Raw genomic sequence first — 12,613 nt, 5'->3', positions numbered from 1 at the left:
GTATTGACGGTTATTACTGGTAATAGTTTTAGTAATAGTTTGGCACTAGTACTGTCACGATTACTGTCACGAGTATTGGCTCAGTTTAGTGAGCCAATACAGGTGTTATTCATTACGCAGTAGCTGCTTGAAACTCAGTAAAGTAATCGTTCAATACTGAGCGTGTTTCACGGCCAATTAACTCGTATTCGTGATGAGTTAAGTTTGCTAAAGAAACGCGTACTGATGGATGCACCACGTCAAAGCCTTTACCTGGAAGTAAGATAACTCCCGTTTTGTGAGCTAAACGGAATAGGAAGTCTTTGCCTTTACCGCTGTCTTTGAACCATTCAACAAACGCTTCACCATAAAGTTTGCCACCTAAAGTGTCTAGCTCTAGTAAAGTGTAGTAATCAACACGGTCGACGTTTTCTTCAACTTCAATCCCCATGTTTTTGTAAAGGGTGATGTAACGTTCACGGATAATGCGTTTACAAGCTGCTTTGTAGTTATCTTCTAAATCCATTAAGCAATTTAAAGAGAACAACGCCATTTGAACTTGTTGTGGTAATGCTAAACCCGCGGTGTGGTTTAGTGCGACCGCGCGGCTATCAGCAACGATACGGTCGATAAATTTAATGCTACGTGGATCAGGAGTGATCGTTTTGTAGCGGTTATCAAGTTCTAGCTGATGAGCTTCAGGTAGGGCACGCATAGCATCATCAAACACATTGCTGTGATGGATACCAATGGTGCCTAAACGCCAGCCGGTTGCACCGAAGTATTTTGAGAATGAGTACACACACAAAGTGTTGTATGGCAGTTTTGCAAACAGTGACACAAAGTTGTCTGCAAAGGTGCTGTATACGTCATCAGTAATGATAAATAAGTCACTACGTTGAGTGTTTACAAAGTCAGTTAAGCGGTTCAGTGTATCGTCAGAAAATTTCACTGACGCTGGGTTTGCTGGGTTAACCACACAAAGTAGTTTGATATCAGTATCAGCTAATTTTTCAATTTCTGATTGCGGTAACTGCCATGTGGTTTCATCAAGGCGAATTTCAACGACTTCTAGGTCGTACTCAGCAAGCTCTGGAATTTCTAAGTAAGGGGTAAAGATTGGCGTGATAAGTGCCACTTTGTCGCCTTTTTTAAGCAGACCATTGTTTGCCATTGTAGCGAAGGTATAGGTCATTGACGCAGTGCCGCCTTCAGTAGCAAACAAATCAAAGTCAGAATTCATTGGCAAATCACCATACATTTCTTCGCCGATGTACTGTTTTACCACTTTCTCGATGTTAGTCAGCATACGTGAAGGTACAGGGTAGTTACACGCAAGGAATGCGTTAACAAATTCATGTAAGAAAGATTGCTTTTCGATGCCTAAACGGTCTTTGGCATAGCTAACCGCTTTTTGTAAAAACTCAACGCCTTCACGGCCTTGGTTCGCTTTAGCAAAAGTATCGAAACGGGCAACCACACCGTCACCACCTGGGATACCGCCAAACCCTTCATTGAGGTATGAGTAGCTGCGCTCTGACTCTTCTAATGCAAAGTCACCTAAACGAAGGAACGCTTTACGTGGCAAGGTGGCTAAAAAGTTTGGGTTACCACGGCCAGCATCTAACAAAGTGCGATCAGGCACTGCTTGTGCAACTTCGATAAGTTTATCTTTCAGTTCAAATGGGCTTAAGTCGGCAAATTGTGTGAAATCGATTGCCATTAGGTCGTTAGTATTTTGCTTGTTCATAGTATGTACCTATTGATATTTTAAAATCTGATTATTGGCGAGTCAGTTGAGTGAACTCACTCGCCGAAATGTGTTTTGTTTGAAACTATTACGTTGAAAAGTCAGGTTGAAGCTACTGAGTTGAAATGATGCCGACAATGATTGGGCCCCAAAGGGTGAGCAATACATTGGCAATGGCATAAGTCACTGTGAAAGCAAATACTGGTGTCGCGTTGCCTGCTTTTTCAAGTAAGGCTGCGAATGCTGGGTTAGCGCTGCGGCCACCAGAAACACAAGCTAAAGCTTCAATTGGATTCTTAATTTTCAATACGTAATAAGAAATAAAGAATGAAATGATTTGTGGAATAATGGTCACTGCCATACCCAAGAACAATAAAGTTAAACCGTGTTCTTTCATGGTATTAATGGCTTCTGGACCTGCTTGTAGACCAACAATGCCGACAAACACCGCTAAACCAAAATCACGTAAGAAGTTAGATGCACCTAAAGGTAGTGAGCCAATAGCAGGTTTACGGCTACGTAACCAACCCACGAATAAGCCTGAAATTAAACAACCTGCGCCTGAACCAATTGTGACGGGAATACCTGCAATTTCGAAACTGATTAGGCCAATTAGCAGACCTGCAACCATACCCAAACCAAAGAAGATAAAGTCGGTGGCAAAGGCTGAACCTAAACGTTTACCAATATTTTTCTCTACACGGTTAATGTCTTTAGCGGTGCCCGTTAACTGAATGATGTCGTCTTTAGCGACGATAAAGTCAGCATCAACATCTTGTGAATGACCACCGCGAATAATGTCTGTGACATAAACACCACGGTAAGTATCCGCATTGGCTTTTGCTTTAACTTCAGCAATGGTTTTACCCACTAAGCTGGCATCTTTAGCAATAAGCTGGCGATTTTCTTCAATTAAGTTGATGCCTTTTGGCATAGCGACTTCGCTGGTTGCAGTGATCATATAACCTGCAATCGCTTCACGGCGGCCTGTGACAATGACAATGTCGCCAGCTTGAATTGTGATGTCTTTATCAAGCTCAATGGCATTACCGTTACGGTCAATCATTTCGATAGCGATATCGAGCAAATCTTTATTGATTTGTTGGCTGGTGCGGCCAATAAAATCGCTGCTGTCATCAATTTGATAGGCACGAGATACCAGGTCGCTAATAGCGTTAAACTCACCAGGTGCAAGCTCTGCTTTACCGTCTGACATCTTTTCAGCAAGCTTAAGTGCTTCGCCGCGGATGTCCCATTTCATAAAGGTTGGAATCAACCATGACACCATTAATATTGGACCTAATGAACCAAAGATGTAGGTCACGGCATAACCGACTGCTACGTTGGTTTGCATCAACTGTTTAGCTTCTTCGGTGACGTTACCTAGCTGTGATATAGCATCACCTGCAGTACCAATAATGGCTGATTGTGTTAAGCCACCTGCTGCAAGACCTGCAGCTGTGCCGCTATCAAGATCAAACATCAATGCTGCAGCAAGTACACAGAGTAAACCTGTGACTGTCATGACAACCGCTGACAATAAGATATTGATGGTTTTGAAGTTAAGCGCACTGAAAAATTGTGGCCCACCTTGATAACCGACTGCGTAAATGAATAACGCGAAGAAAATGGTTTTTACACCTGGATCTATTTGTACTCCAAATTGGCCAATTAACACGCCCATGATTAAGGTTCCTGCTACGCCACCCAGCACAAAACGGCCGATGGTGATTTTACCGATGAGGTAACCTAACGCGAGTGTAATAAATAAAGCGATGTAAGGAGATACGGCAAATAGATTTTCGATAATGCTCATAATATTTGCTGCCTAAAATTAAATTCAAAAGTGAATAGTCACTGGTTAATTTGAACCATTTACTTATTCACTATTGAACTGAATGTGAGTGATAGTTCGTGGTTTCGGCAGCAATATTAGGGCAGGAAACTAGACACAATTAATCCCATTTGATGGATCAAACCCTTCATAGTCTTATAGTTTGAGAGAAAGTAGAATAGTTTTATGTATTAGGTTATTGATTTTTATGAGCAACTAGAAGTGAGGCTCCTAGCGAGGAGATTATTTTATTTGAGCAAGATTTTGTGAAAACATCCCTTAAGAGATATGAAAAGAGGTGAGTCGTGAAGCCGTATTCTATTCAGACCGAGTGAAAAGTGAAAAGTGAAGCGGATACAAAAACGGCTTAATGGTAAAACCCAATAAGCCGTTTGAAGAAAAGTGAGTTACAAATAAGTTAGTCTAAACCTTTAGGGTAGGGATACTCTGCAAAGATATTGGAAACAATCTCTTTAATTGGCGCAATTTGTTTTGAGTATGGTGCCCATAACGCTATAGGGACACTAACATGATCAAGCAACTGTTCAGATTTGAACGTAACGACTTTTTCTTGGTAGCTTGGTGATATGGTCACTAAGCTAGGCAGTAAAGCCCAGCCAACATTCGCTTCGAGTAGTTTTAATATTAATGTCATTTGATCGATGATTTCATGATCTGAAGATAATATGACTTTTTGTGCCATGTCGTCATCGAGCATGGCTTTCAGTATTAACTGCTTTGATGACTTCATCATAGACATGGTTTTATTTTTAGGGGCAGTCGCTAAAGGGTGATCTTTACCTGTATATAAGTAAAAATCTAAATTCTTTAGGAAGGTAAAGTCGATACTATTAACCACTTTACTGTTGTAAACATTGACAATAGCCAGATGAATACTGCCATCTTCAATGCCTTTTTTGATTTCTGGTTTCGTGCGAACAACATAGTGCACTTTCATATTGGGAAACTCTTCCAGCAACTTAAGACGAATGTCGGTTAAGAGCCCTGGTGACATAAAGCTGCCATAAGCGATAGTAATAGATTCAAGCCCACCAAAAGATAAACTGAGCGCCACTTTATCGAAAGTCAGTGCTTGTTGTACCGTTATTTTAGCATAGCGATAAAGCAGCTCACCATCTTCTGTTGCTTCGACACTGCGACCAACACGATTAAATAAAGCGACTGCGACCTCGTCTTCTAGGTTGGTAATCACTTGCCCAATAGTTGTACGGTGCTTATCTAACTTAACTGCAGCTTTACTAAATGAGCGCTGTTCATAAACCGCAACGAATGCGCGTAATTGCTCTAAGCTAAAATTCATCGGGTATGGGCTCCATTTATCATTTTTTCTGGTTAAGTGACTCGCCAAGCTACGTCATTTGATGCAGATTGAGAAAATTACCTTCAAGAGTCAGTGTAATTAAACCCTGTATTAATTGAAACAGTAAGCAAGCGTATTCAGTTGCTTATGAGGTATTTCTTTACCTGCTTTGCTTATACTCATCATTTGTTTTAACAAACCCACTCAAAATGGTTTATTTGAGCGATTATTGGCTCATTGAATACGATGTTCGTGCCTCACTAAATATTATTAAAGATAGTCTCTATTCAGTCATTGGTAAAAAGGGTCTGTCTTGGGTTCAAGTTTGATGGGTTACATCCTCTTTAAGCGATTACAACAAACATTAATCAATCGATACAATTATCGTCATTAGTAGTATTGCTTATTTTGTGATGCTGCTCCCTTTTTAGTTATAACTCGATTGGTGACACAAATGCCTCATGAATTTGCGATTGGAGAAGTGTACTTTCCGCCGCTGTTAATCGTTGTAATGTTAGCTTATTTTCTTACCGTCGCGGTTACATTTGTTGCTGGCAAACTCGGTTGGCAGCGTGTTATAGCGTTGCCAGCATTAGTTGAACTTTGCATGGTAGTGATATTTACCGTGCTATTAAGCCGATTTATCGCTTTTACCTAACCCATCAGACTTTGGAGCTCGATATGTTTCGTATAATTACCACACTGGTGATGGTTGCAATTGCTGCAGTCGCAGTGTTAAGCCAGTATCAAAACTACGCTGAAAATCCTTGGACCCGTGACGGCCAAGTAAGAGCGCACATTATTCAAATAACCCCAAGAGTGACAGGCCCTGTAACGAACGTGCTGGTAGACGATAATAGCCGCGTTAAGAAAGGCCAATTACTGTTTGAAATTGACCCGAGTATTTACCAAGCTGAGTTAAGTAATGCTAAAGCAAAGCAGATGCAGGCGAGCGCATTATTAGATAAAGCTAAAAATGAAAATCACCGCGCAGTGGAACTTGAAAGTCTCAAGCACGGCACGGTTTCTGAGCTTGATTTGAATAACTTTCAAAACGCGGTGCAAACAGCTAAAGCTAACCTGGCTGCAGCAGATGCAGTGGTTGAACAAGCTGAACTTAATGTGGCTTATACCCATGTTACAGCGCCTACAGACGGCTTTATTACCAATCTAAACCTTAGGCAAGGCGCCCAGGTTGTGGCTAACAACCCTGTTGTTGCCTTGATTGATGAGAACAGTTTTTGGATTGAAGGTTTCTTTAAAGAAACTGATTTACAAGGGGTGAATATGGGGGATGAAGCTCGCGTGACGTTAATGATGAACCCAGATAGCCCGATAGAAGCGAAAGTTGAAAGCATTGGCTTTGGTATTGCTAAGTCAGATGGCAGCACAGGTAATACCCTATTACCTAATGTGAACCCTAATTTTCAATGGATCCGTTTAGCACAGCGTATTCCCGTTAAGATCCATATTGAACATGTTCCTGAAGACGTACAACTGCGTGTTGGCACCACCGCCTCAGTGCAAATTTTTAATGGCGCTTAATAAGCTGCAGACCTGATATTTATGGTGCAAAAGGGGATTAATATGTTGGGTCTTGCTACTAAAGAAGCCATTAAAGTCGCTCTGGCTTTTACCAGTGCCATTGTATTGGCATTGTTATTTGGCTGGGAAAAGCCTTATTGGGCAGCCATTACCGTTGTTACATTGGCGGCAAATGAATCATATAGCCATTCAATTCAAGCTGCACAAAACCGTATTATGGGCACAATAGTGGGGGCTAGCATTGCTATTGCAATGATTGCCTTTTTTGCCCAAGAGCGAATGCTATTTATTGGGACATTTATATTGCTTGCAGGCATTAGTACCGTGATGTCTTATGATCGCAGGCACGGATACTTTGTCAGAATTACGTTTATTGTATGTACTCTAATATGCTTTATGGGAAGCTTTGACGATATAACATCAGTCAATATGATTTTTCTTCGCTTGCAAGAAACATTACTGGGCGTGGTGATGTTCTCGCTTGTGTATCGATTTGTCTGGCCGATAAATTCAGAAGTCAATTTTTATGCACAACACAACAGCATCACAGAGCAATTAACTGAATTAGTTGCAGAGCTAACCGACTGCTTGAATGGCAAAAAAGAGGTGAGTATAGATCAGCTTTTAGCCCATCAGGCTAACTTAGCTAAGATGACCGAAAGCATCAAATCCCAAAGTTTAATTTTAGATTTGCCCAGTGCAGGGAGTTACCAATTATCCCATCAACGTAAACAGTGGAAGCTATTGACCATTGCGAGTTACGAAACGATTGAGCGTTTAACTCAATGGCTTGAGCAAGCTAAGAGTATCGTCGACAACGCAGATGCAGATGCAGATGCAGATGCAGATGCAGATGCTGAAGTGATTAAAGTGTCTTTACTGCAAGCGGTTTCTAATGAAGATAGCCTTATTCAACTGAACGAAAAATTGATGCAGAGCGCATCAATGGTGACGCGTATTCAGGTAGCTAAAGATTATTTGCTGAGCACCTCAACACGTATTGATAAAAACAGCAAAACCTTTACTGATATTAACGTGACTTTGACATGGCAGGAGTTAGTTAAACAATGGGATATTGCGCTTCCACTATCGTTGCGCATTAAAGATGGCTTAATTGTAATGGCGGCATTAGCGACCAGTTTTGCTTTGTGGATATACACACCATTACCTAATGGCTATATGTTTCCGATGTTGTCTGCGGTGATGGCTGTTAATTTAATTGCATTACCAAAATTTATTGTCAATGAAGCTTTGGTCGGTATCTGTATTTTTGGTGCTTTAGTGACGTTGGAATATGTATTTATCATGCCTTCTTTTACAGAAGTGTGGCATTTAGCCATGTTCTATTTTGTCAATATAGTGGTGATTTGGCGACTTTGTGCAGCACCTCAATTAGCTTTGCAAAAAATGATTGGTGCTAATTTACTGGTAGTGCTAACCATGAGTGCGCTGCACCTTACACCAAGTTTTGATATTACGGTGTCATTAAATATGTTGGTACAGGTATTCATGGCGATAGCCTTAGTTCGGTTTTTTGTGGGCGTATTTAAAGAGGGCTAATAGCTTCGAATGAAATTTTAACAATGCTTGACTCAACTGAGTTCAAGCTTGTGAATTTGCTGACGACAAAATCAACAGTTGAATTAATTTTTAATGGCGTAACACGCTCATTCCTTTAACATATGTAACACCATTCTTGCTGTTTTTTTACACGCTGGGTGTAGATTTAACCTTAAGTGAGTTAACACTTTTAATCCCCAATTAGTCTTGTAGCATGCGATTTAAATTATGTCGTTTGGCAAGTTCGTGCCTTTAAATGGTGTGCTGCAAGCTAGGGAATTATCAATGCTGACTTATCACCAATCTGTACGCTTACAAGTTGACAATGTATTGGTTCAATATCATATCTTTGATACTGATGAGCCTTTAATGGTGACATTTCCCCCTTCTAGTAATGCGATGTCGCAAGAGCAAGTTGATGCTGACCAGCAGGCATGGAGTTTTCAGTTTTTTGCTAAAAAGAAAATGAATGTGATTTCGTTTAATCATATTGGTGGTGAAACCCATTATTTTGACTCAGCAAAGTTTGCCGTATTTATTGATGACTTGTCTGATTCATTATTCCCATTTCCCGCTCGGATTGGTTATGGCTGTAGTAAAGGCGGCTTTGCAGCAGCATTTCATGCCAAAGCGTTAAAGCTAGATAAAGCCTTATTACTCATGCCGCTAAGTACCTATTGGCAACCTAATGCTCCGTGGGATCCAAAGCTGAGTAAACACACCGAACTGCAAGTTCAAGATATGTCTCATATTGATGCAAGCCATTGTGAAACGCCATTAACCATTATCTACGATCCATTGTTTATTCCTGATACTTTACATAAAAAACGCTTTAAATCCTGTGTTGCCAGTTACCGCATTCCTGGTGTCGGCCACAGAATTGCGCGGGCTTTACAGCATACAGGTTCGCTTAAAGAGACAATATTGGAGTTTAGAGAAGGTGAGATTAATGCAGAGCGTTTTTATCGAGTTGCAAGAAAGCGAAAGCAATTAAGTTATTACTTTCGTTCAATTGATAAGTCCAGTACTCAAAAAATGACACCTAAGCGTCTCGGGGTCATCTATTTACATCGATTTTATCAATATAAATCTCAGAGTATTGATCTGGATAAATTAAAATCTCGACTACAACAAAGTATTGAAAAACGGATTAATAGCTTTGTGGTTTGGTGCAAGGGAAAAGCATTATTGCAGTGAGAAATTTTGCTGGTGGAACTGCGTTTATGTTTTGTTAATTTACCAGCTTTCTTGGGCTGTTCTGAGTTTGCAGTTCGTTGCTCTCAATTTTTTTGGAAGTAAATAAATACAAAACGAGCATCTTGCTCGTTTTTAGCCAATTAGACTCACTCTTCTGCAAAGCATAGTTTCTAAATTCTTCTTCGTTTTCCCTTTTCCCTTCATGCCTTTTAGGGGGATTCATATCTCAGTTAGGTGTCATTTGATTTTATTTTTGGCGTTAAATGGTAACTATTACTGCCAGTAATCGGCGATTATTTGTGCTGTTAAAGCGCAGTTATTCATTTGGTTGTCAAACAGAGCTGATGTTGCAAATAGCTTATGTAGTAAATGACAGTTGCGCTCTTGAATAACAACAATTGATTATCTAACTTTTATTGGAGGTATTATGTCTAAGCTTAATCAGACTTTATTGCTAAAAACTGCAGGTCTTGTATCTACTTTTGCCGTTGCCGCAGTGATGAATTTTACCGTCATTAATAGTAGTTATGCTGAGCAGTATGTTTTTCCTCAGCAAAATCAAAGTTCAGAGCTACAGGCTAGTGATGAGGCAAGCTGTAATAGTTGGGCTGTATCGCAAACTGGCTATAACCCAAGTCAGCCACAAACTATCGCCACAACAACGCAACCGACACAAGTTACACCTGATAGTAATGACTCTGCTGATAGAGGCTCTGGCATGCGAGGAGCTATGGCTGGTGCAGCCGCTGGCGCTATGATTGCCGAATTTGGTGATGATGATCGTAGTGACGCAGCGCAAAATGGAGCAGCTATTGGCGCTGTGGCAGCAAGACGTCAAAGTCGCCGCAGTAATATTCAACAAGCAGAACAGCAACAACAAGCGGCTCAGCAGCAAGCTGCGCAACGACAGGCTCAGGTACAAACTGCAAATGCCCAAGGCGAGGAAAACTTTTATCAAGCTCGCGCAGCTTGCCTAGAGGGTAAAGGCTATAGTGTTAATTAGACTTTCATTAAAAGATCTTTTTATAGCTAATACATAGTAATACATAGCCACCCATTATTTTGAAGTTATAACATAAAGCTAGACTGGGTGGGCTAATTAATGAACTACAACCTTCTTTAAAAAATTATTTTCAAAGAAGGTTGAATACCGAGGCCTAGACACTCCCCCACGAGCTTTGAAATTTTCGAGCTGGACAACGATTTGGGGATAAGGACAGTTTAATCACGATAGGGCATGATTACTGTTTTTTGTTAATTGTAATTACATAGTAAGTGGCAAAAGGCCGAATAAACTGCCAAACAAGCAGTAACGACGCTAACGGAAAAAACAAGCTATAAATGTTGAAGTCCGCATGGCCCTTGGCTGCATCTATCATCCATTGGGAAAACGCTGACGTGGCAAAAAAACTATAACCAATTACAAATAACATTAAAAACTGCGCTTTACCTTCAATAAAGAGTGCTAATACTCTGCCGAATGTGGACAGTTTTCCGCCTTGAGAAGCTTCATGCATTGGCATTTGTTTAAGTTTAGACCGAGCAACGACAAAAATGATTAAAGCAAACAAAGGTATTAATACAAAGAGGGCCCACTGCAAGATATAAAGGTCAGCAATTTCACGCATAGCAACTGGTCTATAGTTCATCTCTGCATCAGAAAACGGACCTGATTTTAATAATTCCCAATAAAATTCTAAGTTTTCCATGTGAATATAAGGCATTCTGAATTGCTCGAACCACATAAATAACGTAAATAGTCCAAGGTATAAAGCCAGTAATGCATTAACAGCTAGAGTCTCAGTTGATTTTCTTTGTGCGATTGAAGACGTTATTGAAGTGTTAGTTTGAGCTGTAATACATGCACGAAAAAACATACTAATATTGTGAATATGATACTGCTTAAAAGGCATATTAATCTCTATTTTAATTTGAAAAATTTATCCTCAAAGCATTATATGATAATTCTATATCAATGAAATAATTATGGTTTATCTTACTGTGACCTCCTATTATCAACTAGATATTCGTTAAGTTATATGGCTTTATGTGTCGATGAGGTAATAGCTTTTTGTGCGGATGCTTACAGTTTTTTTGAAAGTTGTTGGGTTTCTTTTACTTATTCTTACTTTGATCACCCACACCAAAATTCATTTACTGATGGCCAAAGGACTAAATACTTCATCATTAATCACTGAATATTAAGCAGTAACTAAAGCCTTGTAGAGTGTTTGATATTTAGTCACATGGAATGGATGACCATGTTGTTGCTACTCCATAGATTTTTCTATCCATTTTTTGAAATATGAAATGCGAGAGTAGTTTTCAATTACCCCATATTTAGCTTCTTGCCATTCTGTTGGCTCTGCATTTTGCCATGAACTAACGCCCACAATATAAAGTCGATTATTCATTTTAAGTAGTGCGGGTCCACCAGAGTCCCCCGGACCACTAATACCCTCTAATGCCAAAGAGTCTTGTTCACTATCAAACTTAAACCGAACCCACTGCCCAGAAGTTTCTGTGACAACATTTTGCGCAGCCCTTAATCGAGCATCAGCACCAACAATTCCTACTTCACCAGTGCCAAAGTCCCCGCGACCGATAAACGTCAAAGTTTTATGAAGTTCATCTTCTTTGTCATATAAAGCAACAGTTTCACTATTAGGGATAGTCGATTGTAACTGGACAAGCGCTATATCATTTGGAAATTGCTTATCTTTCCAATCTGGATGTTTAACAACTTTCTTTATCTTGTAGTAAGAATCTTTAAACCTGACTTTTCCATCAATTAACAAATAATTGGCAACATGAGCAGCGGTAATTATCCAATCTTCGGCAATTAGAGTCCCAGTTCCTTCGACAATTTCTTTATCTCTATAATTTCCGTAAAAGGTAACTATCGATTTATTATCTTTTGCAAATTCTAGATATTGAGACTCATCTACATCATGTCGCATTATAATTGCACTCGATGGAAATGATAAAACGAGTAGGATTAAGAAACTCCATTTCATGAATTATTCCCGCTTGAACAGCTTGTATGGATAATAAACCCACCTAATTTACAAATACTTCCCTGTTTCGGGTAATGTGAGACCCAGGCTTTAGCTGCAACTAAAGCTTTCCTTGTCGTAGTTCGATTGAGCGATGGCTCCTCTATTGAGAGACCGATAACAAGAAAGAACGCGACAAAGGACTCCAAGCAAAACACTCGAATAGTCTACTGGGTCTCGAACCCGCATTTGCAAGCAAGAGTTAGCTTATTATGAATTCAAAAACTAATCAAAACATTAACATTGGTGTCGATACGGGTAAATTTCAACTCGACATTTATATTCGTCCGCTTGATATATTTTTCACCGTCAATAACGATGAGAAAGGGATTAAAGAAGCGATAAACCTCATCAAAAAACACCGCCCTGAA

The 12,613-nt window shown here is 39.9% G+C and carries 10 protein-coding genes and 1 pseudogene; 6 read left to right on the top strand and 5 right to left on the bottom strand.

The features are described 5' to 3' along the window. Nucleotides 1-112: 112 nt before the first annotated feature. The 3 genes from L2737_RS08255 to L2737_RS08245 form a co-directional block, all read right to left on the bottom strand. Complete coding sequence (locus L2737_RS08255; protein ID WP_248955414.1) at nucleotides 113-1,729, bottom strand: bifunctional aspartate transaminase/aspartate 4-decarboxylase; 1,617 nt, start codon at nucleotides 1,727-1,729, stop codon at nucleotides 113-115. A 112-nt stretch (nucleotides 1,730-1,841) separates the two neighbouring features. Then, nucleotides 1,842-3,545 carry an aspartate-alanine antiporter gene (aspT, locus tag L2737_RS08250; RefSeq protein WP_248955413.1) on the bottom strand — a complete coding sequence of 568 codons (1,704 nt, stop codon included), beginning with the start codon at nucleotides 3,543-3,545 and terminating at the stop codon, nucleotides 1,842-1,844. A 436-nt stretch (nucleotides 3,546-3,981) separates the two neighbouring features. Beyond that, a complete protein-coding gene (locus L2737_RS08245) occupies nucleotides 3,982-4,884 on the bottom strand; it encodes a LysR family transcriptional regulator (RefSeq protein WP_248955412.1) in 903 nt (300 codons plus the stop codon). A gap of 454 nt (nucleotides 4,885-5,338) precedes the next feature. Here L2737_RS08245 and L2737_RS08240 point away from each other — a divergent pair, with 454 nt between their 5' ends. The 5 genes from L2737_RS08240 (at nucleotide 5,339) to L2737_RS08220 (ending at nucleotide 10,189) form a co-directional block, all read left to right on the top strand. Then, nucleotides 5,339-5,542 (top strand): DUF1656 domain-containing protein, encoded by a 204-nt coding sequence (locus tag L2737_RS08240; protein WP_198589612.1) that lies wholly within the window; start codon nucleotides 5,339-5,341, stop codon nucleotides 5,540-5,542. A 23-nt stretch (nucleotides 5,543-5,565) separates the two neighbouring features. Beyond that, nucleotides 5,566-6,429, top strand: coding sequence for an HlyD family secretion protein (locus L2737_RS08235; RefSeq protein WP_248955411.1), 864 nt, complete (start codon nucleotides 5,566-5,568; stop codon nucleotides 6,427-6,429). Between the two features lie 42 nt (nucleotides 6,430-6,471). Next, entirely contained in the window at nucleotides 6,472-7,989 is a 1,518-nt protein-coding gene (locus L2737_RS08230) for an FUSC family protein (RefSeq protein ID WP_248955410.1), read from the top strand. Between the two features lie 285 nt (nucleotides 7,990-8,274). Continuing rightward, nucleotides 8,275-9,186 (top strand): hypothetical protein, encoded by a 912-nt coding sequence (locus tag L2737_RS08225; protein WP_248955409.1) that lies wholly within the window; start codon nucleotides 8,275-8,277, stop codon nucleotides 9,184-9,186. A gap of 427 nt (nucleotides 9,187-9,613) precedes the next feature. After that, the gene (locus L2737_RS08220; protein ID WP_248955408.1) at nucleotides 9,614-10,189 is read left to right on the top strand and encodes a hypothetical protein; all 576 of its coding nucleotides are present in this window, start codon (nucleotides 9,614-9,616) and stop codon (nucleotides 10,187-10,189) included. Nucleotides 10,190-10,427: 238 nt separating this feature from the next. Here L2737_RS08220 and L2737_RS08215 read toward each other — a convergent pair whose 3' ends face one another. Next, nucleotides 10,428-10,895: a hypothetical protein gene (locus L2737_RS08215; RefSeq protein ID WP_248955407.1), complete on the bottom strand. Its 468-nt coding sequence runs from the start codon at nucleotides 10,893-10,895 to the stop codon at nucleotides 10,428-10,430. Nucleotides 10,896-11,456: 561 nt separating this feature from the next. Beyond that, the gene (locus tag L2737_RS08210; protein ID WP_248955406.1) at nucleotides 11,457-12,203 is read right to left on the bottom strand and encodes a S1 family peptidase; all 747 of its coding nucleotides are present in this window, start codon (nucleotides 12,201-12,203) and stop codon (nucleotides 11,457-11,459) included. A gap of 251 nt (nucleotides 12,204-12,454) precedes the next feature. On the opposite strand from L2737_RS08210, the pseudogene L2737_RS08205 reads away from it, so the two are divergent. Then, a pseudogene (locus L2737_RS08205) lies at nucleotides 12,455-12,613 on the top strand (IS110 family transposase); the annotation flags it as partial.

The sequence above is a fragment of the Shewanella electrodiphila genome (genome assembly GCF_023283985.1).
In the GTDB taxonomy this organism is placed as follows: Bacteria; Pseudomonadota; Gammaproteobacteria; order Enterobacterales; family Shewanellaceae; genus Shewanella; species Shewanella electrodiphila.
Note: the sequence above shows the minus strand (reverse complement) of the source record. Positions and strands in the feature narration are given on the sequence as shown.